Raw genomic sequence first — 24,249 nt, forward strand, 5'->3', positions numbered from 1 at the left:
CCATGACTGCCTTTCGCCAGCTGATCTTCGTTTGGGCTATTCTGCAGGGATTGCTGCTCGTTACCGTGGCAGGAAGCTTCCTGCTGAGCGGCTTCCCGAGCGTGGCTCTGAGTTTCGGCGTCGCGTTCGCAAAGGCTGCGCTGATCTTCTGGTTCTTCATGCACCTCAGGGAGGAGAGTGGTCTGTTGCGGCTGGCGGCGATCGGTGCCGGTGCCTGGCTGCTGATCCTGCTTATCCTGTCGGGAGCTGATTATGCGACCCGGGCGATGAGCGGGTAGAGCCCGTCGGAAACGGAATCGTGAGAAACTTGCCGGCTCGCCTGGATACGGCGGCGCGCGGCCTATCGGTTGCGCAGCCGCCGCCCGCTCGACCTGCCGGCGAGCCAGCCTCCAACCGCGAAAACGGCGAGGCCGAGCATCGCGATCCCGATACGCACCGCCTGACCTGGCAGAGCAGGCGCGTAGGCATGCGCCTCCGCCCCGAACGAACCGCGCGTCCGGTGCAGGCTGCTGACCGGTGTTTCCAGATTGTCGCGGCGGTCGGCGGGCAGGGGCTGCCCCGTTTCCTGTGCGCTGTAGCCCAGCCGCGCCAAATAATGGTCCACAAAACCTGGAACGGCCATGTTGCCGAGTATGACCTGCACCGTGCTGGCGCCGACCCACAACTCGCGTTGCCGCTGCCGAGCAGCCTTCACAATGGCATGGGCCGCTGCCTCTGGCTGAAACACCGGGGGAACCGGACGCGGTTCGCGATCGAGATGGGTGCGGGCCCAGTCGAATTGTGGTGTGTTCACGGCCGGCAGCTGTACCATCGCCAACTCGATGCCGCTTTTCTCGTGGAGAAGCTCGGCGCGGAGCGAGTCGGTAAAACCGCGGATGGCGTGCTTGGCCCCGCAATAGGCGGACTGAAGCGGAATGCCGCGATAGGCGAGAGCGGATCCGACCTGAACGATAACCCCTCGGTTCCGCGGGCGCATGTGTTTGAGAGCCGCCATGGTCCCGTGCACATAGCCGAGATAGGTCACCTCGGTTACGCGTCGAAATTCCTCGGGCGTCATCTCGCAGAGCGGCGAGAAGACCGTCACCATGGCGTTGTTCACCCAGACGTCGATCGAACCGAACTTGGACTCGACCGTGTCTGCCGCAGCGAATACGGCTTCGGCATTGGCCACGTCGGCGGGGATGGCCAACGCCCTTCCGCCGACTGCTCGCATCTCCGCCTCGGTCTCTTGCAGGGCGGCGGCATCCCTTGCGATCAGGGCCACGGTAGCACCGGCGCGGGCCAAGCGGCGCGCCGTCGCGCGGCCAACGCCAGCGGATGCGCCTGTGACTACCGCCACCTTGCCGTTGAAATCGCCTCCGTCCGCGCGCTGCGTGAGCGCGGCCTGGGCATGTGCGAATTGCTGGAAGGGCCATCTCATCGTGTGAACGCAGTCATGGGGGAAGGGCATTGCGCAGTGCGCGAGCATACAGCCTTGTGGGCTGACCCACGGGAGGTGTTGTTGAGATATCGACCGAGCCGCGGCCGCGGAAGTGTAGCGGAGCCATGCCTCACTCCTGCAGCTTGATCAGCGCGAGCCCCGAGCGGGGATCGTGCCGCTTGCGCAGGTGTTCGGGCGATTCAGTCAGAATGATTTCAAGGGTCGGGCGCACATGCGCCTCGGCCAGATGGCCGGCGAGCGCCGTGCCGTCGCGTCGGCCGAGCACCGCATGCATATGCAGCGAGCGCCCACCGTCAGGCGCGAGCGCCACGTCTCCAATCAGCGACGCTACCTCGACCTGCTCTGTCACCGGAATCCTGAGGTATTCCTTCTTTTCCCAGTCGAAGTAATTGAGCACCGCGTCACTGAACGCGCCGATCGCAGAAAATTGAGCGGCCGACACCTTTTCGCGATCCACGAAATCCTGAAGGGACGACATCACCTCGTCGCCCGTATCGAGGATCAATGCGAACGACTTCTGACCTGCTGAATCGGCAAGGAGTCTGCTCTGCACGACTCGTCTCCCGTCCGGAGCCATCGATGAGGGCCATATCGGACCGGACGGCCAGACGGCTTCCGGTCGAACTTGTGCTTTGGCAACGTCGCGTGGCGGCTAATGTTCCACTCTCATTGTCTTGCGCGGCCCCTGCGGAACAGTTGCTCGCCTGGGCAGTTACGTCGCCGAGAGCCACCGGCAACCTAATGTTTTCCGGCACCACACATCCTGGAGATTCGCAATGGCCGCAAGAACCGCTGGCGACGCGCTGGTCGACGCTCTGATCGACTGGAATGTGGACACGATATTCGGCATCCCGGGGGACGGCATCAATGGCGTCATCGAGGCGCTACGAAGGAAGCAGGACGAGATCAGGTTCATTCAGGTACGGCATGAGGAGGCCGCTGCCTTTGCCGCCTGTGCGCATGCCAAATGGACCGGCAAACTCGGCGTCTGCATCGCTACGTCAGGCCCTGGCGGGATCCACCTGCTGAACGGCCTCTACGACGCCAAGCTCGATCACCAGCCGGTGCTCGCTATTACCGGACTGCAGTTCCACGATCTCCTGCACACCTATACTCAGCAGGATGTGGAGCTCGACAAGCTGTATATGGATGTCTGCGCCTATAACGCGCGTATCATGGGGCCGGCTCACGTCGAGAACACGGTCGAGCTCGCATGCCGCACGGCACTCGCCTATCGCGGCGTAGCGCACGTCACGATTCCGGTCGACGTTCAGTCGCAGGAGGTCGACGCAGGCCATCGCTCCGATCGCAATATACCCAAGCACGTCTCCGAACTTCCGGCCGCCTCAGCCCAATTGCCCAGCGATGAGCAGCTTGCGCGCGCGGCTTCGATTCTGAATGCCGGAACGAAGATAGCGATTCTGGCCGGCCAGGGTGCGCTTCGGGCGCGTGAAGAGGTAGCCGCCATTGCCGAGAGGCTAGGCGCCCCCGTCATCAAGGCCCTCCTCGGAAAGGCCGTCCTGCCCGACGACAGCCCCTATTCGACGGGGGGCATCGGCCTGCTCGGGACGAAGCCGTCGCAGGAGGCTTTGGAGGAATGCGACACGCTGCTCATTGCCGGCAGCAACTTCCCTTATATCGAATATTACCCGAAGCCCGGTCAGGCGCGCGCCGTACAGATCGAGCTGGATCCGCAACGCGTCGGCCTGCGCTATCCAGTGGAGGCGGTGCTGGTCGGAGACACGGCCAAGGTGCTCAGGGAGTTGCTGCCGCGGCTCAACTACCATGAAGATCGCTCGTTTCTCGAAACAGCGCAGGCCGGAATGAACGAGTGGACCGACCTGATCACCGACCGCGGAACGCGGCAGGACAAGCCCATGAAGCCGCAGGTGGTCGCGCACGAACTCAACAAGCTTCTCGACGACAACGCTATCGTCACGACCGATTCCGGTACAATCACCACCTGGGCGGCGCGTCACCTGATGATCCGCGGTGACATGAAGTTTTCTTGCTCGGGCAATCTCGCCACGATGGCGTGCAGTCTGCCTTACGCGGTCGCCGCCGCTGTCGCATATCCCGAGCGCCAGGTCGTCTGTTTCGTCGGCGATGGGGGCCTCACCATGTTGATGGGCGAACTCGCCACCTGCGTGAAGTACGGCCTCGGCGTGAAGATCGTCGTCATCAAGAACAACACGCTCGGCCAGATCAAATGGGAGCAGATGGTCTTCCTCGGCAACCCCGAATATGTCTGCGACCTGCAGCCCATCGATTTCGCCACTGTGGCCAGCGGCTTCGGCCTGAAGAGCTTCCGTGTCGACGATCCGGCCAACTGCGCAGAGATCCTGCGCGAGGCTTTTGCCGTAGCCGGTCCGGTGCTTGTCGAAGCGGTCGTCGATCCAAACGAGCCGCCCATGCCGCCGAAGGCGACGCTGAGGCAGACAGCGCATCTCGCAGAGGCGCTTGCCCGCGGCACGCCCTCACGGGGCAAGATCGCGCTCACCATCGCTTCGGACACCGTGCGGGAGCTTATTTGACGAGCCAACCGGTATCTCACTCGAACATTCCGCTTGCGCGGCCCAAGACTCGCGCGTTCCGGATTCCGACCGATGAGCCGGAAGCTGACGGCACCATCGACTGGAATGCCACGACGCTGGTCGTTGTCGAACTGGACGCTGGCGGCGAGAGCGGGCTCGGTTATGGTTATGCCATCACCGCCGCATGCGAGGTGATCGACGAGACTTTAGGCGATGTGATCGAGGGCGAGGAAGCTTTCGACATCCCTGATCTCTGGACGGCGAACAGGGCAGCGGGAAGCCCACGTTGCAGGTAGCCGAATTGTTGGCGAGGTCGCTTCCGCAGGGAAGCGACCTTATTGACTTCGGTATACAGTATGCGTAAGCGTTCACCTTGACCGGGTGATCAAGCCCGAAACTTCCTTGCTGGGAGAATTAGCGCATGGAAACCGAGGTCGACAAACAAGTCGCTGACGCGGCCGCCGCCTCGACCCGCCCATCGACGCCGCACAGCATACATCCTTTGCCACCGCTCTCGCCCATCGAGCGAAACCGAACGACGGCCGACGAGGTTGAAGATCGGTTGATATTGGCGATCGCCAGGGGCGATATTGCGCCTGGCAAGCGAATAACCGAGGCCGAAATAGCTGCGGCGCTCAATGTAAGTCGCGTGCCGGCGCGGGAGGCGATGCAAAAGCTTCTCCTGCGGGGCATATTGGTCGGCGGTGCCCAGCGCGGCCTTCGTGTCGCCGACTACGGCAAGGAACGCATAGCCGAGCTGTTCGAACTCCGCTTTGCGATCGAACGGATCTTCTTTCAGCATGTCATGCGCTCCGAGCGTAGCCGCGCGGGGCTGATTGCAGAGCTTAAATCGATCGTCGGTCGAATGCGCGAGCTGTCGGGCTCGGGTGATCCAATCCTGCTCAGTGCCGTCGATCTTGACTTTCATCGCGCGGTGGCCCGGCACTCCGGGAACGTGCTGGCCGCACAGATCTGGGAAGGTCTGGCGCAGCACATGTTCATCGTCTTCTGCCGCGATTGGTCGAGCGCAGCCGATCGAACCGGCGAGGTGCGGCTGCACGAGCGGCTGGTGGAATTCCTGCGGACGGGGTCGCCTGACGAAATCGACGACGTGCTGAGGAAGCATTTTTCGGATCCTTCCACCCGAAGCGCAGCGCGCAAGCGCCGCTAGCTTAGCTGCATCACTGCTTTTCAGGATCATGCGGGGTGGGGGCATAGATGAAAATCCAATCCATCGAAAGCGTTGGTTTGTTCGGGAAATCCCCTAAGGGAGGCTGGAGCAACGAGATCCGCCCCGAAGACTCGATTCACGCACTGGTCGCCGTTCGCACTGACGAAGGTCATCTCGGCATAGGTTCCGTATTCACCGACGCCAGGCTTGTCGAAGCCGCGCTGGCGGTGTTGCGTCCCTTGGTCATCGGGGAGAGCGCCATCGAGCCGATGCGGGTCAGTGAAAAGCTGAACCAGAACACGTTCTGGATGGGCCGTGGCGGCAGCATCACACATGCGATCTCCGGCATCGACATCGCACTGTGGGACATATTCGGCCAGGTCACGGGCCAGCCCATCGGACGTCTGCTTGGCGGCTGCTACCGTACGAAGGTCAAAGCCTATGCCTCGATACTGATGGAAATGCCGGAACTGATGCGCGAGCGTACGGCGTTTTATCGGGAGCAGGGGTTTCGGGCGATCAAGATCGGCTGGGGTCCGTTCGGACGCCGCGAGGACCGCAGGCTCGACGAGGCAATCGTGCGGGCCGCCCGAGCCGGTGCGGGTGACGATTGCCTGCTGATGGTCGACGCTGGCGCCAGCGACGCTTTCTGGCCGAACGGTCTGAGCTGGGCCGTCGGGACCGCAGAGATGCTCAAAGATTACGACGTCTATTGGTTCGAAGAGGCTCTACCGCCCGACGCATTGGACGACTTCAAGACGCTGCGCGACCGCAGCCCGGTGCCGATCGCGACCGGCGAATGCCTCACCCGTCGGCAAAGCTATCTGCCGTGGTTCGAGAGACGCGCTCTCGACATCGTGCAGCCTGACGTGACCAAGGTCGGTGGCATCTCCGAGCAGATACGCATTGCGCGCATGGCCAACGAGTTTGGCATTCGCTACATCGGCCACGGCTGGAACACCGCGGTCGGGCTGGCGGCCGACCTGCAACTTTCCGCTGCGATCCCGGGCGCTGATCTCGTCGAGTATATCGGCGGCTCCCCTTACATCGACATCACCGTCGGCGGCTGGAAGCTCGACGCCGAAGGCATGCTGTCCATCCCCACTTCGCCCGGACTTGGCATCAAGCTCGACCTCGACGCCCTGCGGGAGGTGACGACGAACGCCGGGGCTCTGCGCCCCTAGACCAGCGCAGGCGATATGCCTCAATTTCCGCTTGATTGACGCCGGCAGACGTGCATTCATATACGGTATACCGTACGCAGACGTGCGCAGCGCCGATGAGGGGGACGCGACATGGCCGGGCTTCAGCTTGAACCGACTCGGATAAGGAACCCGATCGATTTCGACAAAGCCGGCCGCCAGGCCGGCGTGTTGCGCGCGCCGCTGTCACGCAACGATTCGGGCTGGGGCGTCGTAGAGATCCCGATCGTGTCTGTGAAGAACGGCAGCGGCCCGACGGTCCTTTTCACGGGCGGGATACATGGCGACGAGTATGAAGGGCAGATCGCCATATCGCGCCTCGCCCAGACCCTCGATCCCGCAAGCGTGCAAGGCCGCGTAATCATGATCCCGGCCTACAACATGCCTGCAGTGCTGAACGATACTCGGCTCAGTCCGGTAGACGACCGCGACATGAACCGTTGCTTTCCGGGCAATGCGCGCGGCACCTTTTCGGAGATGCTGGCGCATTTCCTCGACAGCAACGTGCTGCCTTTCGTCGATGTGTCTGTGGACATCCACACCGCTGGCCATTCCTTCGACTCCGCCCTTTCCACCAACATGCACTACCTTCCGGATGCGGATCGCCGCCGAAGGACGATGGCTGCAGCCGCTGCATTCGGTGCACCTTACAACACGGTCTTCTGGGGGGTGGACGAAGGTGCTACCTTCACGTCCTGCGTAGAGCGCCGGGGCGCGATCTCACTTGGGACGGAACTCGGCGGCTGGGGACGCGTCAACGTCGAGGGTGTGCGCATCGCTCGCCGCGGCGTCGACAACATCCTTAAGCATTTCGGCTTGATGGAAGGGACGCCGGAAACCGGCCAGCAAAACGGGTCGGCCGGTACGCGCCACATGATGGTGCGCGACCAGGCCTGCTATTCCTTCTCGCCGGCAAGTGCCCTTTTCGAACCAGCCAATCTGACGGGGGAGTCCGTCAAGGCGGGCCAGCCCGCCGGCTGGCTGCATTTCATAGAGGACGTGGATCGCCCGCCGCTCGAACTGCGGTACGAGCGCGACGGCGTGCTCTGGATGTCGGCAGGACCAGGCCGTATCACGCGCGGCGACGTCGTCGCGGTCGTCATGGCCGACTACGACGATGTCCTGGCGGCGGGCTGAGCGCGTTCTGTCGGAGTACAAGCGATGCGTGTGCTGATCGCGGAATGCATGCAGGAGATATCCTCCTTCAATCCGCTTCCGTCAAAATATGAGGACTTCGCCATCGAACATGGCGATGAACTCTACAAGCAACGCGGACTGAACACCGCCATTGGCGGCGCGCTCGCTGTGTTCGAAGCTCGACCAGATGTCGAACTTGTTCCGGCCATGGCCGCGCGGGCGGGCAGCGCCGGTATCCTTGCACGGGCCGGCTGGCTCCGGCTGCGCAGTGAGCTGCTCGATGCGGCGCGTCCGCATGTAGGCAAGGTCGACGCGCTTTTCGTCTCACTGCACGGTGCCATGGGCGCGGAGGGTGAGGCCGACCCCGAGGGCGAATTGCTGGACGCGTTACGCGGCATGTTCGGCGCGGACCTTCCCATGGTCATTTCGCTCGATCTGCACGGAATCCTGACTGACCGGATGCTTCGCCAAATTGATGGGCTGGCGATCTATCGCACCTACCCACATGTCGATTTCGCGGATACGGGTCGTCGAGCCGCGCAACTGCTGCTCAATATCGTGGACCGCGGCGCCCGGCCGATCACCGCCCGCGTGACGGTGCCGATGCTGGCGCGTGGCGACGAGTGCATCACCCGTACCGGCCTTTACGGCGACGTGCTTGCCGATGCCCGCCTGATGGAGCGGGACGGCAGGGCACTCGCGGCGGGGGTGATGATCGGCAACCCCTTCACGGATGCGCCAGAGCTCTGCACCCAAGCAATCGTGATCTCCGAGAACGCTGAAACGGCTGCCGCCTGCGCGAGCGCGCTTGCCGCTTCCATCTGGGCGGGCCGGCATCGACTGGTTGGCAAGCTGGTTCCGGTAGAGAAGGCTGTCTCTCTCGCATCGATGATTGAAGGTCCGGTGGCCTTCACGGATGCGGCCGACGCCACTTCGTCCGGCGCCAGCGGCGATTCCAATTGCCTCATCAAGGCGCTGCGCGAGGGCGGCTACGCACGCCGCGTGCTCGCGCAGATCGTCGATCCGGACGCGGCGCGCGCAGCTCACGCAGCGGGTGTGGGCACCACGATCACCGTGCCGATCGGCGGCACCTATGACCGGCGGCGCTTCGAGCCCCTGACCGTCACGGCGATGGTGGAGAGCCTCTCGCGGGGGCGGGCCAGGCTCGAGACGATGGGCCTGCCGCTCGATGCAGGCCCGACCGCGGTCTTGAGCTTCGAAAACTTCACCGTCGTGGTGATGAGCAGGGCAGTGCATCTCTTCGATCGCGCCATGTATTACGCAAACGGGCTCGATCCGCACAACTTTGACCTGACGATCGTGAAGTCGCCGCATACCGAGTTCCACATGTATGACGGCTGGGTCGAGAAGAACTTCAACGTCGACGCGCCCGGCTCCACCTCGGCCAATCTCGCCAGCCTGGGTCATCGGCTGTGCCGCCGGCCGATCTATCCGCTGGAACCTGATACCACCTTCGAACCGCAGCCGGTGCTCTATGACCGCGGCGTAGTTCCCGAAACAGCTTCACCCATCGCAACGCCGGCAGGCAAAGGAACCCCATGAAGATCGACAGCGTGGACTTCTTCTACGTGGCAATGCCGGAGGTCACGACGGCGGCCGACGGCAGCCAGGATGCGCTGGTGGTTCGGGTCTCGGCGGGCGGGCACGTCGGCTGGGGCGAATGCGAGGCCGCGCCGCTGCCTTCGATTGCCGCCTTCGTCTGCCCCATGTCGCATGGCGCATGTCGTCCGGTATCGGCGTCTGTGCTCGGCGCCAAGCTCGACAGCCCGGACGACATTCGCAGGATGGCCGCAACCGTCGCTTACGACAGCATGGATCTGCTGCAGGCGGCCCACACCTGGTCCGGCATCGAAATGGCGCTATGGGACATCCTGGGCAAGGCCAGAGGCGTGCCTGCCTGGAAGCTGCTCGGATATGAGCGGGCCTATCCCAAGCTGCCTTATGCGTCGGTGCTCTTCGGCGGCTCGCCTCAGCAGACGCTAGACCGCGCAAAAGAGATTCGTAGCCGCGGCTTTCGCGCAGCCAAATTCGGCTGGGCGCCGTTCGGCGAGTCGCTGGCCGGCGATATTGCCCAACTGGATGCCGCCCGAGAGGGACTCGGGCCGGACGGTATACTGCTGATCGACGCCGGCCAGATCTTCGGCGAGGACGTCGAAGCGGCCGCCGCGCGGCTCGACGCCATGGAGCGTAACCGCGTAACATTCTTCGAGGAGCCGTTCCACGGCTCTGCCTACGGCGCTTATGCCGGCTTGGCTGAGCGACTGAGGACCGTACGCAGTGCCGGAGGAGAAGCTGCCCACAGCCGGCACATGGCCGAGCATCTCATCGATTACGGCAGGGTCGGCTACATCCAGATCGATTGCGGTCGGATCGGTGGGCTGTGGCCTGCCAAACAGGTCGCCGACTATGCTGTCCAACGCGGTGTGACCTACATCAATCACACCTTTACATCGAACCTGGCGCTCAGCGCATCGCTGCAGCCCTTCGCCGGGCTCGAAGAGCACCGCATATGCGAGTTCCCAACCGGGCTGCAGCAGCTTGCGGTCGACCTGACCCTGGATCACATTGTCCCGGACGAGAATGGCGAGATCAACGCACCCGACGCCCCTGGCCTCGGCATCGAAGTCGATCCTGCCGCGCTCGCCAAATACAGGGTGGACGTGGAGATCACCATCGGCGGTCGAACCGTTTTCGCGACACCGACGCCTTAGGAGCGCAGCGATGAAGGAGTCCCTCGTCGATGTTCGCCACCTCACCGTCCATCTTTCGATGGCGCAGGCTGACGTGACGCTCGTCGAGGATGTCTCGTTCTCCGTAGCGCCGGGCGAAGTGCTGTGCGTGGTCGGTGAATCGGGCTGCGGGAAAACGGTGACGGCACGGTCCATCATCGGGCTGAACCGGCACAATCCCAACTTCCGGCTGGATGGAGAAATCCTGTTCGATGGCCGCGATCTGATGCAACTCGGCGATGCGGAAATGCGCAAGGTGCGCGGCGCGAGCATCGCAATGATCTTCCAGGATCCTATGTCTTCGCTGAACCCGCTGCATCGCATCGGCCGCCAGATCGGCGAGGCGTTGAGACTGCATACAGATCTGTCGCGCGGGGCAATCCGACAGCGCACGCTCGATCTGCTCAAGCAGGTCGGCATTCCCAATCCGCAGGTGCGGATCGATGACTATCCGCACCAATTCTCCGGCGGCATGCGCCAGCGCGCGATGATCGCGCTCGCGCTCGCGTGCTCGCCAAAGCTGCTCATCGCCGACGAGCCGACGACCGCGCTGGACGTGACGACCCAGAAGCAGATCCTGACCCTTCTCGCGCGGCTGAAGGACGAATACGGGATGGCGTTGATCCTGATTACCCACGATCTCGGCATCGTCGCCGAAATCGCCGATCGGGTGATGGTCATGTATGCCGGCCAATGCGTCGAGATCGGCGAGGTGCGATCGGTATTCCGTTCGCCACAACATCCCTATACGGCTGGCTTGCTCGCCTCCATGCCTGCGGCCAACCGCGCACGGTCGACACGATTGCCCTCGATCCGAGGCACGCCGCCGGTTCTGGCCTTGGGCCGAGCTACCGGCTGCGCATTCCTGCCGCGCTGCGATTTCGCCTTTGAGCGCTGCCGCTCGGCTCCGTCGTTGGAAGGCAAGGTCGCGGATGTCGGCCATCTCGATCGCTGCTGGCTTCCGACCGGCGTCGAGGCCGCCCGGCGGGGAGCGGCCCCGGGAATAGCCCCATGAGCAGTGCGCCGCTTGTCCGCCTCGAGGGGCTGCGGAAGTATTTTCCTGCGCGTGGCGGATGGTTGCGCGGCAAGCGCATGTGGGTGCGTGCCGTCGACGACGTATCGTTCGACGTCGTCGCCGGCGAAACGCTTGGCTTGGTCGGGGAATCCGGCTGTGGGAAGTCGACCCTCGCACGCTGCATCGTAAGGCTAACCGAGCCAACGGCCGGACGTCTCGAATTCGCCGGGGAAGACATCACCCATCGTTCGATGCGCGAGCTCAAGCCGCTGCGGCGCGACGTACAGTTGATCTTCCAGGATCCGCTTACCAGCCTCAATCCGCGGAAGCGGGTTCGGCAGATCCTGGGCGATGCGCTGGCTATCAGGCATCCGGGCGCTGGGCGGAGTGCTCTCGACATCGAAGCCGAAAGCCTGCTCCGGCGCGTCGGCCTGCCCTCGCAATTCATGGAGCGGCTTCCACGTGAACTGTCGGGTGGACAGCGGCAGCGGGTTGGTATCGCGCGTGCCGTGGCCGTAGGACCCAAGTTGATCGTGGCCGATGAGCCGGTCTCGGCGCTGGACGTTTCCGTGCAGGCCGACATCCTCAATCTGATCAAGGATCTGCAGGCGGAGTTCGGATTGACGATCGTGTTTATCTCGCATGATCTCGGCGTCATCCGCCATGTCTCGGATCGGGTTGGCGTTATGTATCTCGGGCGCCTGGTCGAGATGGCGCCGTCGGAGATCTTTTACGCCGCCCCGCTCCATCCTTACTCCGAGGCGTTGCTGTCAGCGATCCCGACCCCGGATCCCGACGCTCGCCTGATACGCAACGAGATCGTGCTCAAAGGCGACGTCCCCAATCCACTGTCGCCGCCGCGAGGCTGCCGCTTCCATACGCGCTGTCCATACGCACGCGAGATCTGCGCTGCCGTGGAGCCGCGGCTGACGGCCGCCTCCGGTGGCGCCGAAAGGCTCGTGGCCTGCCATTTTCCATTAAGACAAGAGGAGTCGTCGCCGCACTAATTCGGACAAGGTCCGCTTGACGGGCAAGGTTGTCGTACATCAAAATACGGTATACAGAATACATAACAGAAAAAAGGGGAATGGAAATGACCGCATCGAATTCGGAGCAGCCCCTCGGGGGACTTGTATTGAACCGCGCGCAATTCCTGCGGCTGCTGGGAGGCGCGGCGGCCTTGGGTGCAACGTCAGGAAGTTTGGGCTTTGCATCCCGGGCCATCGCGCAGGAGGGCGGAGACCTGGTTGTCGGCATTTCGAGCGACATCAAGACGCTCGACCCGCAGATGTCACCCCTGGACGTCTTCCGTCATACGATCCGCTCGACGGTCTTCGAAGCGCTCGTATTCATCAATCCGGAGACGCTGAAGGCTGACCCGTTGCTGGCGGACTCCTGGAAGACGTCTGCCGATGGTCTGACCTGGACCTTCGCCCTTAAATCCGGCGTCACATGGCACAACGGCTCACCGTTCACAGCTGCCGACGTGGTTTATTCGATCAAAAGGGTTCAGGATCCGAAGGTCGGCAGCCCCTTCTCGCCGCAACTCGTCGCGGTATCGAAGGTCGAGGCCCCGGACGACAAGACCGTAGTGATGACTCTCGCCAATACCGTTCCCGGCCTGCTTGCCAATCTGGCCGTGATCCAGATCGTCAACGAGGCCAGCATCGGCACCATCACCACGGCGCCAGTCGGCACCGGGCCGTTCAAATTTGCCGCCTGGGCGCCAGGCGACCACATCCGCGTCGAGAAATATGACGGCCACCGCGAACCGGCCAAAATTGGCGCAATCGAATGGCGGATCGTGCCGGATTCGCAAGCGCGTCTGGCCGGGCTGCAGGATGGGACGCTGCAGATGGTCGCACTCGTCGAGGGCAAGGACGTCGTGCAGGCCCAATCCGTGGCCGGTATCGAGGTGATCCAGACCAAGCCCTACGTGCTTTACGAGAACTTCAATATCAACACAAAGCGCGCGCCCTTCGACGACAAGCGGGTACGACAGGCACTTGCCTATGCCTTCGACCGGGAAGCCTACACCAAGACGATCTGGTTCGGCCTGGCCCGACCGACCATCAACCCGGTTCCGCCGGAAATGGCCACCTATCTGCCTGATTCAGCCAGCCAGTATCCATTCGACCTCGACAAGGCGGCCGCGCTTCTGGCAGAGGCCGGCTTCACCAAGGACAAGCCGCTGGCCATGGAGATTTTGACGCCGACCGGCTTCGACTCGCTGAAGTCGATGGCTCTGCTCCTGCAGGATAACCTCAACCGCATCGGCCACAAGGTAACCATCCGCGAGTTGGAGATCACCGTCTGGATCGACCGCATCCTGACCAAGCCGGACTACGATCTCACGACCAACAACTACAACACGGGTCCCGAAGATCCGGCGAGCATGTTCAACTCGCCTAATCTTGCGCCGGCCGCGAATGTCAGCCTTTGGAATCCTGCCGGCTATGCCGATTTGGTCGCCAGGGCGGCGGCCGAGATCGACCCCGAGAAGCACATCGCTCTCTATCGGCAGCTGCAGACGCTATTGCTCGAGGAGATGCCGCAGATCACGGTCGATCACCTGCCGCTCTTTTTCCTTGGCACGGAGGCGGCGAAGTCGCTGATCATTGGGCCGAGCGGCATCGACGACTACAAACAGATCGCGCTTTAGGCTGGCGCCACTTCGACCTAGACTGCTGCGGCGGCCTTCCAGGGCCGCCGCGCGTTTCCGGAAACGACGTCATGGCGATCTATCTCGTAGGGCGGGTGCTGGGCGGTCTGATTACGCTGTTCTGCGTCAGCGCGCTCGCCTTCTTCGCCACCGCCCTGGCTCCCGGCAATCCAGCGGCGGTACTGCTCGGCAATCTGGCAACACCGGAACGCATTGCGGTCGTCACGCATGAAATGGGGCTCGATAAGCCGCTACCGGTCCGCTACGGCATATGGCTGCAGCAGACGCTGAAGGGCAACCTCGGCACGTCCAATCTGAGCTTCAAGCCCGTTAACGAGCTGCTGGCGGCTGCGCTTCCGCCGACGCTTGAACTCGCTATCCTCAGCCTGGCCCTTGCGATCGTCATCGCTATCCCGATGGGCCTCCTGCTTGCCGAAAAGCGGGACAGATGGTGGGCCCGGCCAATCGCCGGCCTGATCACCTTGGGCATTTCCGTCCCTGGCTTCTGGGTCGGCCTGTTGCTGATCATCCTGTTTTCCGTGACTTTCAAGCTTCTTCCGTCAGGCGGCTACGTCTCCATCTCACGCAGCCCCACAGGGAATCTTCGGGCAATGATCCTGCCGGTCCTGACCCTCGCAATCTATCTGATACCGTCGCTGGTCCGCTTCGTCCGCGTGACCGCCGCGAACGTGCTTCGCGAAGACTACATCGACACGGCCCGCGCTAAGGGAGTCGGTAATGCCCGCATCCTCCTGCAGCATGTCGCGCCAAACACTCTCATCACGACCGTCACCTACATCGGCCTTCAGCTTGGCGTGCTCATTTCCGGCGCGATCATCGTGGAGATCATCTTCTCGATCCCAGGTCTCGGACGGCTCGGGATGAACGCCGTGCTGAACCGGGACTACCCTGTCATCCAGGGCGTGGTGCTGCTCGCCGCGACGGGATATGTCGTGGTCAACCTCGCCATTGACCTGGTCTATTCGCTGATTGATCCGCGGATTCGCACACGATGACGGCAATGTCTGCGGAAACGCCGGCCGGCGGGGCCTCCCGATCCTTCGGCAGGCGCAGCGGCCACATTGCCAGCTACCTCATGCGCCGCTCGCCAGTGGCTGTGACGCTGGTGACGATTTTTATCCTCGCCGCGATTTTCGGGCCTTGGCTTACCCCCCATTCGATGACCGACACCAATCTTGGCGAGGCACTGCAACTTCCCAGCCTCACCTACTGGCTCGGCACCGACCCGCTCGGCCGAGACGTCCTTAGCCGGCTGCTCGGGTCCGCACGTGTCGCGGCACAGGCGTTCCTGATCGTGGTCCTCATCGGCGGCATATTCGGCACGCTGCTGGGGCTCGTTGCCGGAGGTCTCGGCGGCCTCATCGACCTTGTCATCTCCCGCGTGATAGAGATCCTGCAGGGCTTTCCGACCGTGCTGGTTGCTATCGTCATCGTGGCGTTGCTCAATCCTTCGCTCACCAACGCAATGATCGCTGTCGGGCTCGCGGCTATCCCTGATTTCGCGCGGGTGTCCCGGGGCGTCGCTATTCAACTGCGGGACCGCGAGTTCGTCGAGGCTGCCCGCGGACTAGGGGCAAGCGAGATACGCATCCTGCTCCACGAGGTTCTTCCCAACATGGTCGGTCCGCTGATCATAGTCGCCAGCTTCGACGGGGCTCAGGCGATCATGTGGGAGGCTGCGCTGTCGTTTCTGGGGCTAGGAGTGCAGCCCCCCGCGCCATCGTTTGGCTCCATGCTGCGCGAGGCGCAGAACTATCTGGCAATCCAGCCGTCGCTCGCGATAACAGTGGGAATAACCGTGTCTGCGATTATCCTGGGCCTTAACCTGCTCGGGGATGGACTTAGCGACTACTACGACAGCGACGGCAGATAGCTCCTGTTCTGATCGGGCTCTCGACCCGCAGAGCGCGTCAACAGGATTTTGCTTCCCCCAATCAGGGCTTCATGTCTGTTCGTCGGGCCGATCGCGGTCTTTGGTGTGGTCGTCCGTCCTGTCTTGGGCCACGGTCGGTTTGCGCGGCTGGTCGACATTGTCGGATTGACTGAGTTCATCTGCTGTTTGGTCGAGCGGCTCGGTCAATCCATAGGGCCCCTTGGGGGGCTTGTTCCCCGCGGCTGCCTGATCGATCTCGGTATTTTCTTCCGCCTCTGGTGCATCCGGGTCCAGCGGATATTTTCTCGCGCCGGTCGCGCGGCGATTTATGGACGGCCTGATTTCTCGGTCTTTCATTAGCAGTGACCTCCTTCCGCTCTCTTGTCGCTGGTCGCCACCTGCCGGTTCTTTTCCCAAAGCCTGTCAGCCGGCAAATGTTCCGGAATGCTGGGCGTGCGCAGTCCAGCTAGGGAACGTCATGACCTTCCGAGCGTTCGATCCCCGCAATTCTCGAATGCATGGAGTAGTCAGCGTGCGAGCAAGCCTGGATGAAGCCAATGCGCGGGATGCCATCATTTCGGCAGAGGCGGCTTCGCTCATCTACGGCAGCGACACCGAGCCGGGCATCCGCCGCAAGCGAATGGGAAAGCAGTTCCGGTACACGGACCCGCAAGGCAGGACGATCACCGATCCCGCGACCCTCGAACGGATCAAGCGCCTGGCAATTCCGCCAGCCTGGAGCGACGTCTGGATCTCGCCGAGTCCCGACGGCCACGTTCAAGCTACCGGCCGTGATGATCGCGGGCGCAAGCAATACCGCTATCATCCGAGATGGACCGCCTGTCGCGATGAAGTGAAATATTCGAGCCTGACGGCCTTCGCGCGCGCTCTGCCTCGCCTGAGACGGCGTATCGATGCTGATTTGCGCAGGAGAGGGCTGCCACGCGAACGTGTGATCGCCTCCATCGTCTGGCTGCTCGACCATACGCTGATCCGGGTCGGAAATACGGCCTATGCGCGTGAGAACAAGAGCTTCGGTCTGACGACCTTGCGCGACCGCCACGTGACGGTCGAGGGTTCCTCCCTACGTTTCGCCTTTCGCGGCAAATCGGGCAAGGAATGGAAGCTCAGGATCAGCGACCGCCGCATCGTCAAGATCGTCAAGGGAGCACAGGATATACCTGGACAGCACCTCTTTCAGTATCTCAACGCGGATGGTTCCCGGGGCGCCGTGGTGTCGCAGGACGTGAACGACTACATCCGGAACGCCGGCAAGGCGGACTTCACTTCCAAGCACTTTCGGACATGGGGCGGAACGACGCGAGCCGTGGAAATTCTCGCAACGACCGAACGGCCACAAACCAAACGCGAGATGGCGCTGGTCATGAACAGAGCGATCGATGAGGTCGCCGCGCGACTCGGCAACACGCGAGCGGTTTGCCGCAGGTGCTATATCCATCCGCTCGTGCTCGAGGCCTGGCAGGAAGGGCGGTTGGCCGGCGAGTTGGCCGCGGTGAAAAGCCGCTTTCGCAAGGTCCCGCGCGGACTGGATGTGGCGGAGGCCATCGTGCTGCGATGGCTCGAAAACGCCGAGCGCTCGAATGCCGCATAGCACCTGAGGGCCTTCAATTGGACAGTGTGACTGTTGCTCCGACCGATAAGAATCCTAATAGTACTTATACCAGGATAATACAGTTTTTGATGCAGCAAATAAAAAAGTTGAATTGTTCTTATCCAGGTAGCTAAATACCAGCCGGAACAATTGAGCTTTGGTTGCGTTGGGCTGTTGTGGCCTGCATCCCCGCCCGTCAGGAAAACTTCCGTGGGCCCTGCAGGCAATCAGCAGAAGGAGAATGCATCATGATCCGCAACCTCTTGGCGGCAACGGCAGTTGCAACAGTCGTGGCGGCCGGTGCTTCCGCCCAGCAGGCTCCCCCCAGCGGCGGCAACACTATGCAGCCGTCGGCGCCCGCGCAGACCGCTCGGCCCGTCCAACCGGAGGGCTATCTGGCCAGCCGACTCATTGGCCAGAGTGTGTATAACGGAACCGATACCAACGCGAAAAGTATCGGGGACGTGAATGACTTGGTCATCGATAAGAACGGTGTGGTCAAATCGGTTGTGATTGGCGTGGGCGGTTTCCTTGGTATCGGGGAAAAGAACGTTGCAGTCGACTTCCCGAAAGTTTCCATGGTGGAAGCGAACGGCAACCGCTGGCTGGTCACGAACGCGACGAAGGAGCAGCTTCAGGCGATGCCGTCATTCGATCGGAAGGCCTATGAACCCAATGAATCCGTGACGGGTTCGATCACAGGCAACACGGCGCCAACTACCAATCCGATGGGCACCACCAAAAAGTAACCCGGAATACGCGGGAGTTTCCCTCGGAATGCCGGGCCCGGCCGGGCGATCCGGACCCGGTGCCTGTGTCGCCTTGCAACATGCGGGCCATGCCGGGAACATGTTTCGCGCATCGTCGTTCTGCCCGTTCGAGCAGTCGGAGATCGAGGCCATGCCAAACCGAATCGAAGAGATGGAGCACAGGCAGCGCGGCGTGCAGGAGCAAGTGGCTCATGCCGATCGGCATCAAGACCCGGGCGGCAGCGAAGGAGCGCCGCAGACCGGAGCCCGACCATATCCTGTCCCGCCTTTTCCCAAGCAGCATCAAGCCAAGCCGGGGTCAGAGGCGAAGCTTGACCCGCAGCCCCTGTACGACGCGCCGTTCTACATCGGTTCGAAGAAACTGGACGGCAAGGTTGCGCTGATAACGGGCGCGGATTCCGGAATAGGGCGGGCGGTTGCTGTTCTATTTGCCCGCGAAGGAGCGGACGTAGCAATCGCTTATCTCAGCGAGCACGACGATGCCGAGACCACCAAAGCGCTGGTTGAAAAAGAGGGGCGCCGCGCAATCCTGTTGGCAGGCGACGTCACCGATCGCGACCATTGCAGGGCAGTGGTGGTCGAGACAATCGGCAAGCTCGGTCGCCTCGATATCCTGGTCAACAACGCGGCATTCCAGGTCCACACCAAGAATTTAGAGGACCTCACGCCGGAACACTTCGATCTGACACTGAAGACAAATCTCTATGGCTATTTTTACATGGCTCAGGCGGCGGTTCCGCACATGGCGCCAGGCTCGGCCATCATCAACACTGGTTCGGTGACGGGCATCGAAGGCTCGGGCCAGTTGCTTGACTATTCGATGACCAAGGGCGGCATTCACGCCTTCACGCGCTCGCTCGCCGCAAACCTGCTGCCGCGAGGCATCAGGGTGAATGCCGTAGCACCCGGACCGGTTTGGTCGCCGCTCAACCCGACGGACAAGGAAGCCGAAGACGTATCGAATTTCGGTGCGCAGACGCCGATGAAGCGACCGGCCCAGCCCGAAGAGATCGCACCCGCCTACGTATTCCTGGCCTCGCCACACTGCTCCAGTTACATCACCGGAGAAATCCTGCCGATAATTGGCGGATATTGAGTGAGATTGGCGGCGTTGGCCAAACTGGCTCAATGAGGGCGCCTGGCGCCGTCTTCGGGCTCGTCGCGATATACTCGCTCGACTGCTTCCCGCTGGGCTTGCCGCTCTCGCGGTCCCAACTTACGGCGCGTGAGCAACACATAGGCAATCAGGACTGCCAGAAGCAGCGGGCCGAGCACAACTACTATCAGCCAAAGCACATCCATGGCGGTTCCCATTGAATTGGCGGCCGATCGCCGCTTGCGTGGCGGCTAGAGCGGCGTGCGTTCAAATTGAACCACCACGCCGCTCTATCGATTTGTTTGCGCATCGGATTCGTCCGAAAACCGCGCGCGCTTTTCGGCCGATGCGCTAACGCTCCCGACCTCGCGGTTCACGGCTGCCGACGTGGTCCTGATACTGTTCGGTCTGCGTTTCCTTGCTGTCCAGCCCGCGCTCCCGCGAATGCTGTGATTTGTCCCGGTTGGAGAGAACCATGTTCTCGCCGAGAAGGTCCTTCCGCGCGTTCGTCATCGCGCCGCTGCCCGAACCTTTGCCATGCGAGGCTTTGCCGAAATGCTTCTTGTCCGCGTGTGCCATGTGCTTCTTCCGTGGTTGGGTTCCGCGACTACCCACGATGGGCGGGTCGGGTGTTCTTCTCAGGGTCATGAGAGTGATGGCTATCGCGCTCACCACCTCCGCCGGATTTCTTGCTGCGGCTGCGCTGATCGGGCTCCGGCGGTGGTTTCTTGATTTCCAGCGGCGCCTTGGCGTTCTCGTGAGATGCGCCAGGGCCGCCTTGTCTGATGCTCGCAGGCGTCTTGCTGGATGTCGACATGTTCAACGGTCCTGCTGACTGCGCTGGGGAGAAATGTTCACCCTGGTATTGCCCTGCTGCCCGCGCTTCTCCGGGTCCTGAATCGAAGATCCACCCTTGTTCTTCTGGTCCAGCGGTGCCTCTTTCGAGTCGCCCGGGCCCTTGGGGCTCCGGTTCTCGGGAGGTGTGGGGGGTGCTTTGCCTATCATGGCTACCTCCTTCAGATGCTCCGAAGGGTGAACAGCCAAGCTCTGCAATGGTTCCGGCCGGTCTGCGCCAATCCATTGTCAGTCAAACCTCGACAGATGGAATGCTACGCCGTCCCACTCCCTGAAGGGACGAATACCGTTCGTGCGGATGCGAAAACCGTAACGATCCGCGAACCGGAGCAGCTCCGCAAGGTCCATCTCGACCGAATCCCGGTACGAGAAGTTCAGGATAACCAGATCGCCGTTCGGCCGCAGGACGCGTGAAGCCTCGGCAACATGCCTTTCGGCGAGGTCGCTCGCCATTTGCAGGTAAGGGAAAGCATCCAGCGCAACCGTGCAGTCGAATGCGGCATTCGGGAACTGTGCCAGATCCATTCCGGAGGTGAGTTGGATCCGAACGTTGCGTTGCTCCGCACACCGTTCGCGGGCGATCCTGACCATCTCAGGTGAAATATCGATGCCGACGATACTGCGAACCTTTTGGTGAAGAGCGCATTCCAGCCGGCCGATGCCGCAGCCGATATCGAGGACGTCCCGCTCCGCTCCCGTCGCTCCGCGAACCTCGAGCCACGCAACGACTTCTTCGGTTGCGGCATCCAGCCGATCGGCCTTTCCGAACGAGTACAGAGCCACGCTGGCCTCCGGCGAGGATTTCGCCGCGCGATCGAAGGCTGCCGCCAAACGCGCTACCTCCGGTCGAGGGTCATCGAGCGGAGCCAGGTCGTGCGGCACCGCGGCAGCGGCCGCACGAACTGCATTCCAGCTGTCGGCATTTTGCCTGGCGAGATCGGACAAAGTATTCAGGCGTTCGGCCGCCGGCGCACTTTCGGCGACCGGGCGGGTCGGCCCTGACAAGAATGCATCGAAATCGGCTGAAGTGTCGGTTTCGAGGATGATGCGAACGAGCGCTGCGGCCGGAGACAAACGACCTTCCATGCACTCGCGTGTCATTTGCTCCAGCCGGTGCCCCAGCCTTCGCGCGCGACGCTTGTTCATGGAACGCGGCTGTACACGAGCTTCTGGTTCAAGCGATCGACGGCGCCCCAGCTATATTTGTAGCTTTCACGGCCGCGCAGGAAATGGAACTCACTGGCGCCTGCGCGGATCGCCTCGGCGATCGCATGTCCGATCAGGATCGAACCCGGGCTCTGCTCGGCAAACTCGGGATCGAACCCGCCTATATAGGCGTAGGCACGGCCGCGATCGAGGAAGCCATAATATGCTCCGGCGACAATCCCGCCGATGTCGAGCAGGTAACAGCGCGCCACGCCATGGTCGGCCAGTATCGGCAGCACTTCCCGATGAAATCGCCTGACGGCCGGGTGATCAAGAACTCCGGCTTCTCCGCGCACCTGCCAGCAGGCCGCATGAAGCCGGAAAAGGTGGTCCAGAAAATAGCTGGGGCGGCTCTGCGCAGCGGTGATCGTAGCCTCTCCAATCCGGTTGGCCGCGGCTTGAGCGCGGCGCAATTGCCGCCTGCGCCTGGCGGGGACACAACCGGCGAGATCCGGTTTTCCCCGCAGCTCGATCACCGGGCAGACGCTCTGATCGACACGTCGGCAGCAGAGGGTGTCAGGGCAGGGAAGCGCCAGCGCATGTGCATCCGGGTGCAGTTCCTCTAATTCCCAGCTCTGCCAGGCAAGCGAGCGGCCGGCGTCGATCATGGCAGCGCCGATGCTTTCCTGCCCCTCCGGCTCGATCAGCACATCGAGATAGTCGCTGACCGAAATGCCGAGTGGCAACAACCGGTGACCCTGCGCGCTCTGCTCATCATAGAAGGGCGCCAACCCGACCAGGCGCGAGCCCCGCCACACCGCAATGGTTGCAAGTTCCCCGGGCGCGAAGCAACGCCACCAGGCCATCAGCCATGGCGGCATCTGGAAGGGCGTGGCGGAAGAGCAGCGACGCCACAGTTCCCACCATCCCTGACAGGATGCTTCGAGAGCTTCCGGAGCGCGGATGATCTCGGCGTGGAGGGAATGGGCATTCATCGTGCGGTCGCGAGGTCGGGCCGCTCGCCTTTGACTGCGGCCAAGGCGCGGTAGGCATCCATATAGGAAAGGATCATCCTGTGGAGCGGGAAGCGGCGCTCTGCCGTAGACCGGCACAAATCCGGATCGAGCATGCCGGCTACCTTCATCGCATGCGCCATTTCGGCGGTATCCCGGACCAGGAATCCGGTGCGGCCATGATCGATGACTTCGGGAAGAGCGCCGTTCGGAAAGGCCACGACGGGCGTGCCGCAGGCAAGGGCTTCCATCGCGACCAGCGAACTGGTCTCGTGCGCGAGGCTGGGCACGACAAGACAGCGGGCGGCATTAAGGAAGCGACGTTTGCGTTCGAACCCGAGTGGCCCGAGGAAGCGCCGGCGAGCGTCGAGGCGGGGGCGAATCTCGTCGTCGAAATAGCGCTCGTGAGCCTCGTATCGATAGACTTGGCCGCCGATCAGAAGCGGCAGATCCGCGGCACGGGCGGCATCGAGAGCGAGATGGATGCCTTTCTCCGGGCAGACGCGGCTGAGGATCAGCGCGAAATTGCGTCTGGCATGGCGCGCTGAAAGGCGCTCGACGTCGACCCCGTTCGAAATGGGCGGGTGCAGTATCGCGCCTGCGGGTGCGCCGGCTAGCTGTGAGGCGGAGACAGGGTGTAGCCAAAGATCGTGGCGGTTCGGCCGAAGGGACGCCGGCGCATACCAGTCGAGCGGCAGATGCAAGGTAACCAACGTTGGTCCGTCATCCGGCAGATAGGCGTCGAAGTCTATGCCGTGCAGATGGACGACATCGACATCCCAGCGGATCCGAGCCGCAGCGATAGCCTTGCGATGACGCGCATGAGCTCTCCGCCTGGCCTCGTCATCCAGGAGGCCGTTCTCTGCTGGAACGGCGATGAGCTCGCCGGCGGCTTGCGAACCCTCGCACGCGATCACCAGCGAATGATGGCCGGCTTCCGTCAGGGCCCGGTCGAGCGCGGTCAGAACCTGCTCGGCGCCGCCCACCGCGTCCGGACCGACGCAGGCCAGAGGGTAGGCGACATTGAGCACGGTGAGCTTCTTCATCTCGGCATCGATCCGAGTTCTTCGGACGCCGCTCTCGCGAGCGTCAACCATTCCGGCCCGGTGAGACCGAGCTTCAGCTCTTCGTAGAGCAGCCGGCCGCCATTGGGCAGGCTGAGGAAGTTGTAGTGCGGCGCGGCACGGAAACGCTCGACCGGCGAGTCGAACGGCGCGAGCACCGAACGTTGCGTGACAAAGTGGGAGAGCATCTTCTGCTTGCGTTCCAAAGCAGCGCCATCGAGCGGAATTTCGAGAGAGGTTTTAGCCGTGTCGCCAAGAAAACGCTGGTAAACGCGACCAGCCGGGCTGGCGTGATAGAACGCCATCTCGACGACGGCCGGAGGAACGAGTCCGGTCCCCTCTGTCAACCAGCATGCCGCATGGACGGCAAAGGCAATGGCGTCGTGATCCGGATGCCCGCCTTCGAACGGATGGGTGCACACAAAGCGGGGCCTGGAGTCGCGGAACAGACCGGCCAACTGCAATGCGAGCGGCACCAGGTTGTGGGCCGCCTCCTGGTCGGGCATTCCAACATTGAGCAGCTGGTCGACGTCGATGCTTGCTTCGCCCATCGCAGCTGCGAGTTCGCCTCGACGAGCTTCGGCGTAATCCTGCCACGTGGCGAATCCGTGAGCGTAGGCATCCCGCATGTTGCGCGGAGCGCCGTCGGTCACGTGAATGATGGTCGCTTGGCTCAGTGCTGTAAGATGACCACCGATTCCGACCGTCTCGTCATCCGGATGAGCGACGACGACCATGACGTCCTCGCCTGCGGGATTGACGGCATCCGCAGACCTGAGCAGCCCGGCGAATTCGCTGAGAGCAGGGTGAGTTGGAAAAGAATTATCCATCCTGCTTCAAGTCCCTTTTCCCGCATGATCTTGGCCGAAGACTCTGCAACTTTTTGC

26 protein-coding genes are annotated in these 24,249 nt (G+C 62.5%); 16 read left to right on the forward strand and 10 right to left on the reverse strand.

All coding sequences use genetic code 11. The features are described from left to right. The first annotated feature begins 2 nt into the window (after window positions 1–2). A complete protein-coding gene (locus SAZ10_RS17535; protein WP_318610645.1) occupies window positions 3–278 on the forward strand; it encodes a cytochrome C oxidase subunit IV family protein in 276 nt (91 codons plus the stop codon). A 62-nt stretch (window positions 279–340) separates the two neighbouring features. Here the strand turns inward: SAZ10_RS17535 and SAZ10_RS17540 are convergent, their stop codons facing one another. After that, on the reverse strand, window positions 341–1,420 hold the full coding sequence (locus SAZ10_RS17540; RefSeq protein WP_318610646.1) for an SDR family oxidoreductase: 1,080 nt from the start codon (window positions 1,418–1,420) through the stop codon (window positions 341–343). A 130-nt stretch (window positions 1,421–1,550) separates the two neighbouring features. Further along, a complete protein-coding gene (locus SAZ10_RS17545) occupies window positions 1,551–1,994 on the reverse strand; it encodes a PPC domain-containing DNA-binding protein (RefSeq protein WP_318610647.1) in 444 nt (147 codons plus the stop codon). A gap of 223 nt (window positions 1,995–2,217) precedes the next feature. On the opposite strand from SAZ10_RS17545, the gene SAZ10_RS17550 reads away from it, so the two are divergent. The 12 genes from SAZ10_RS17550 to SAZ10_RS17605 all read left to right on the forward strand — a co-directional run bounded on the left by SAZ10_RS17550 (window position 2,218) and on the right by SAZ10_RS17605 (window position 15,806). Further along, window positions 2,218–3,975, forward strand: coding sequence for a thiamine pyrophosphate-dependent enzyme (locus tag SAZ10_RS17550; protein ID WP_318610648.1), 1,758 nt, complete (start codon window positions 2,218–2,220; stop codon window positions 3,973–3,975). After that, window positions 3,972–4,271 carry a hypothetical protein gene (locus SAZ10_RS17555; RefSeq protein ID WP_318610649.1) on the forward strand — a complete coding sequence of 100 codons (300 nt, stop codon included), beginning with the start codon at window positions 3,972–3,974 and terminating at the stop codon, window positions 4,269–4,271. The genes SAZ10_RS17550 and SAZ10_RS17555 overlap by 4 nt, the downstream gene beginning before the upstream one ends. Window positions 4,272–4,396: 125 nt before the next feature. Continuing rightward, complete coding sequence (locus tag SAZ10_RS17560) at window positions 4,397–5,146, forward strand: GntR family transcriptional regulator (protein WP_318610650.1); 750 nt, start codon at window positions 4,397–4,399, stop codon at window positions 5,144–5,146. Between the two features lie 47 nt (window positions 5,147–5,193). Further along, window positions 5,194–6,330: a mandelate racemase/muconate lactonizing enzyme family protein gene (locus SAZ10_RS17565; RefSeq protein WP_318610651.1), complete on the forward strand. Its 1,137-nt coding sequence runs from the start codon at window positions 5,194–5,196 to the stop codon at window positions 6,328–6,330. Between the two features lie 111 nt (window positions 6,331–6,441). Next, a complete protein-coding gene (locus SAZ10_RS17570; protein ID WP_318610652.1) occupies window positions 6,442–7,485 on the forward strand; it encodes a succinylglutamate desuccinylase/aspartoacylase family protein in 1,044 nt (347 codons plus the stop codon). 24 nt (window positions 7,486–7,509) lie between these two features. Then, window positions 7,510–9,048 (forward strand): M81 family metallopeptidase, encoded by a 1,539-nt coding sequence (locus SAZ10_RS17575; protein WP_318610653.1) that lies wholly within the window; start codon window positions 7,510–7,512, stop codon window positions 9,046–9,048. Next, window positions 9,045–10,217 (forward strand): mandelate racemase/muconate lactonizing enzyme family protein, encoded by a 1,173-nt coding sequence (locus SAZ10_RS17580; RefSeq protein ID WP_318610654.1) that lies wholly within the window; start codon window positions 9,045–9,047, stop codon window positions 10,215–10,217. Before SAZ10_RS17575 ends, SAZ10_RS17580 begins: the two co-directional genes overlap by 4 nt. Before the next feature lie 10 nt (window positions 10,218–10,227). Continuing rightward, window positions 10,228–11,250 carry an ABC transporter ATP-binding protein gene (locus SAZ10_RS17585; protein ID WP_318610655.1) on the forward strand — a complete coding sequence of 341 codons (1,023 nt, stop codon included), beginning with the start codon at window positions 10,228–10,230 and terminating at the stop codon, window positions 11,248–11,250. Then, window positions 11,247–12,257 carry an oligopeptide/dipeptide ABC transporter ATP-binding protein gene (locus SAZ10_RS17590; RefSeq protein ID WP_318610656.1) on the forward strand — a complete coding sequence of 337 codons (1,011 nt, stop codon included), beginning with the start codon at window positions 11,247–11,249 and terminating at the stop codon, window positions 12,255–12,257. Before SAZ10_RS17585 ends, SAZ10_RS17590 begins: the two co-directional genes overlap by 4 nt. A gap of 86 nt (window positions 12,258–12,343) precedes the next feature. Beyond that, a complete protein-coding gene (locus tag SAZ10_RS17595) occupies window positions 12,344–13,912 on the forward strand; it encodes an ABC transporter substrate-binding protein (protein ID WP_318610657.1) in 1,569 nt (522 codons plus the stop codon). 71 nt (window positions 13,913–13,983) lie between these two features. Further along, window positions 13,984–14,928, forward strand: coding sequence for an ABC transporter permease (locus SAZ10_RS17600; protein ID WP_318610658.1), 945 nt, complete (start codon window positions 13,984–13,986; stop codon window positions 14,926–14,928). Window positions 14,929–14,933: 5 nt separating this feature from the next. Then, window positions 14,934–15,806, forward strand: a complete 873-nt coding sequence (locus SAZ10_RS17605; protein WP_318610659.1) for an ABC transporter permease — start codon at window positions 14,934–14,936, stop codon at window positions 15,804–15,806. A 69-nt stretch (window positions 15,807–15,875) separates the two neighbouring features. On the opposite strand, the gene SAZ10_RS17610 is transcribed toward SAZ10_RS17605, so the two are convergent. Then, window positions 15,876–16,163, reverse strand: coding sequence for a hypothetical protein (locus tag SAZ10_RS17610; RefSeq protein ID WP_318610660.1), 288 nt, complete (start codon window positions 16,161–16,163; stop codon window positions 15,876–15,878). Between the two features lie 175 nt (window positions 16,164–16,338). Between SAZ10_RS17610 and SAZ10_RS17615 the strand changes: the two genes are divergently transcribed. The 3 genes from SAZ10_RS17615 to SAZ10_RS17625 all read left to right on the forward strand — a co-directional run bounded on the left by SAZ10_RS17615 (window position 16,339) and on the right by SAZ10_RS17625 (window position 19,284). Beyond that, window positions 16,339–17,418: a DNA topoisomerase IB gene (locus tag SAZ10_RS17615; protein ID WP_318610661.1), complete on the forward strand. Its 1,080-nt coding sequence runs from the start codon at window positions 16,339–16,341 to the stop codon at window positions 17,416–17,418. 248 nt (window positions 17,419–17,666) lie between these two features. Then, window positions 17,667–18,167 carry a PRC-barrel domain-containing protein gene (locus SAZ10_RS17620; RefSeq protein ID WP_318610662.1) on the forward strand — a complete coding sequence of 167 codons (501 nt, stop codon included), beginning with the start codon at window positions 17,667–17,669 and terminating at the stop codon, window positions 18,165–18,167. A gap of 151 nt (window positions 18,168–18,318) precedes the next feature. Then, window positions 18,319–19,284: an SDR family oxidoreductase gene (locus SAZ10_RS17625; protein ID WP_318610663.1), complete on the forward strand. Its 966-nt coding sequence runs from the start codon at window positions 18,319–18,321 to the stop codon at window positions 19,282–19,284. A gap of 351 nt (window positions 19,285–19,635) precedes the next feature. Here the strand turns inward: SAZ10_RS17625 and SAZ10_RS17630 are convergent, their stop codons facing one another. From SAZ10_RS17630 to SAZ10_RS17660, 7 genes are all read right to left on the reverse strand, one after another. Next, window positions 19,636–19,863: a hypothetical protein gene (locus tag SAZ10_RS17630; protein WP_318610664.1), complete on the reverse strand. Its 228-nt coding sequence runs from the start codon at window positions 19,861–19,863 to the stop codon at window positions 19,636–19,638. Window positions 19,864–19,891: 28 nt separating this feature from the next. After that, window positions 19,892–20,101, reverse strand: a complete 210-nt coding sequence (locus SAZ10_RS17635; RefSeq protein WP_318610665.1) for a hypothetical protein — start codon at window positions 20,099–20,101, stop codon at window positions 19,892–19,894. Window positions 20,102–20,103: 2 nt separating this feature from the next. Continuing rightward, on the reverse strand, window positions 20,104–20,289 hold the full coding sequence (locus SAZ10_RS17640; RefSeq protein ID WP_318610666.1) for a hypothetical protein: 186 nt from the start codon (window positions 20,287–20,289) through the stop codon (window positions 20,104–20,106). A gap of 78 nt (window positions 20,290–20,367) precedes the next feature. Next, window positions 20,368–21,225 (reverse strand): class I SAM-dependent methyltransferase, encoded by an 858-nt coding sequence (locus SAZ10_RS17645; RefSeq protein ID WP_318610667.1) that lies wholly within the window; start codon window positions 21,223–21,225, stop codon window positions 20,368–20,370. A 56-nt stretch (window positions 21,226–21,281) separates the two neighbouring features. Then, window positions 21,282–22,280, reverse strand: coding sequence for a GNAT family N-acetyltransferase (locus SAZ10_RS17650; RefSeq protein WP_318610668.1), 999 nt, complete (start codon window positions 22,278–22,280; stop codon window positions 21,282–21,284). Then, window positions 22,277–23,344, reverse strand: a complete 1,068-nt coding sequence (locus SAZ10_RS17655; protein ID WP_318610669.1) for a glycosyltransferase — start codon at window positions 23,342–23,344, stop codon at window positions 22,277–22,279. Before SAZ10_RS17655 ends, SAZ10_RS17650 begins: the two co-directional genes overlap by 4 nt. Further along, entirely contained in the window at window positions 23,341–24,099 is a 759-nt protein-coding gene (locus SAZ10_RS17660; RefSeq protein WP_318610670.1) for a PIG-L family deacetylase, read from the reverse strand. The genes SAZ10_RS17655 and SAZ10_RS17660 overlap by 4 nt, the downstream gene beginning before the upstream one ends. Window positions 24,100–24,249 lie beyond the last annotated feature (150 nt).

The sequence above is a fragment of the Mesorhizobium sp. BAC0120 genome (assembly GCF_033542235.1).
In the GTDB taxonomy this organism is placed as follows: Bacteria; Pseudomonadota; Alphaproteobacteria; order Rhizobiales; family Rhizobiaceae; genus JAWRCU01.

What these genes read in the sequence shown, in the direction of transcription:
- SAZ10_RS17650 (WP_318610668.1), bottom strand. Translation starts at nt 22,280, where the DNA reads ATGAATGCCCATTCCCTCCACGCCGAGATCATCCGCGCTCCGGAAGCT.
- SAZ10_RS17600 (WP_318610658.1), top strand. Translation starts at nt 13,984, where the DNA reads ATGGCGATCTATCTCGTAGGGCGGGTGCTGGGCGGTCTGATTACGCTG.
- SAZ10_RS17550 (WP_318610648.1), top strand. Translation starts at nt 2,218, where the DNA reads ATGGCCGCAAGAACCGCTGGCGACGCGCTGGTCGACGCTCTGATCGAC.
- SAZ10_RS17655 (WP_318610669.1), bottom strand. Translation starts at nt 23,344, where the DNA reads ATGAAGAAGCTCACCGTGCTCAATGTCGCCTACCCTCTGGCCTGCGTC.
- SAZ10_RS17570 (WP_318610652.1), top strand. Translation starts at nt 6,442, where the DNA reads ATGGCCGGGCTTCAGCTTGAACCGACTCGGATAAGGAACCCGATCGAT.
- SAZ10_RS17540 (WP_318610646.1), bottom strand. Translation starts at nt 1,420, where the DNA reads ATGAGATGGCCCTTCCAGCAATTCGCACATGCCCAGGCCGCGCTCACG.
- SAZ10_RS17640 (WP_318610666.1), bottom strand. Translation starts at nt 20,289, where the DNA reads ATGATAGGCAAAGCACCCCCCACACCTCCCGAGAACCGGAGCCCCAAG.
- SAZ10_RS17620 (WP_318610662.1), top strand. Translation starts at nt 17,667, where the DNA reads ATGATCCGCAACCTCTTGGCGGCAACGGCAGTTGCAACAGTCGTGGCG.
- SAZ10_RS17605 (WP_318610659.1), top strand. Translation starts at nt 14,934, where the DNA reads ATGTCTGCGGAAACGCCGGCCGGCGGGGCCTCCCGATCCTTCGGCAGG.
- SAZ10_RS17645 (WP_318610667.1), bottom strand. Translation starts at nt 21,225, where the DNA reads ATGGAAGGTCGTTTGTCTCCGGCCGCAGCGCTCGTTCGCATCATCCTC.
- SAZ10_RS17535 (WP_318610645.1), top strand. Translation starts at nt 3, where the DNA reads ATGACTGCCTTTCGCCAGCTGATCTTCGTTTGGGCTATTCTGCAGGGA.
- SAZ10_RS17580 (WP_318610654.1), top strand. Translation starts at nt 9,045, where the DNA reads ATGAAGATCGACAGCGTGGACTTCTTCTACGTGGCAATGCCGGAGGTC.
- SAZ10_RS17635 (WP_318610665.1), bottom strand. Translation starts at nt 20,101, where the DNA reads ATGTCGACATCCAGCAAGACGCCTGCGAGCATCAGACAAGGCGGCCCT.
- SAZ10_RS17565 (WP_318610651.1), top strand. Translation starts at nt 5,194, where the DNA reads ATGAAAATCCAATCCATCGAAAGCGTTGGTTTGTTCGGGAAATCCCCT.
- SAZ10_RS17595 (WP_318610657.1), top strand. Translation starts at nt 12,344, where the DNA reads ATGACCGCATCGAATTCGGAGCAGCCCCTCGGGGGACTTGTATTGAAC.
- SAZ10_RS17585 (WP_318610655.1), top strand. Translation starts at nt 10,228, where the DNA reads ATGAAGGAGTCCCTCGTCGATGTTCGCCACCTCACCGTCCATCTTTCG.
- SAZ10_RS17610 (WP_318610660.1), bottom strand. Translation starts at nt 16,163, where the DNA reads ATGAAAGACCGAGAAATCAGGCCGTCCATAAATCGCCGCGCGACCGGC.
- SAZ10_RS17660 (WP_318610670.1), bottom strand. Translation starts at nt 24,099, where the DNA reads ATGGTCGTCGTCGCTCATCCGGATGACGAGACGGTCGGAATCGGTGGT.
- SAZ10_RS17630 (WP_318610664.1), bottom strand. Translation starts at nt 19,863, where the DNA reads ATGGCACACGCGGACAAGAAGCATTTCGGCAAAGCCTCGCATGGCAAA.
- SAZ10_RS17625 (WP_318610663.1), top strand. Translation starts at nt 18,319, where the DNA reads ATGCCAAACCGAATCGAAGAGATGGAGCACAGGCAGCGCGGCGTGCAG.
- SAZ10_RS17575 (WP_318610653.1), top strand. Translation starts at nt 7,510, where the DNA reads ATGCGTGTGCTGATCGCGGAATGCATGCAGGAGATATCCTCCTTCAAT.
- SAZ10_RS17560 (WP_318610650.1), top strand. Translation starts at nt 4,397, where the DNA reads ATGGAAACCGAGGTCGACAAACAAGTCGCTGACGCGGCCGCCGCCTCG.
- SAZ10_RS17590 (WP_318610656.1), top strand. Translation starts at nt 11,247, where the DNA reads ATGAGCAGTGCGCCGCTTGTCCGCCTCGAGGGGCTGCGGAAGTATTTT.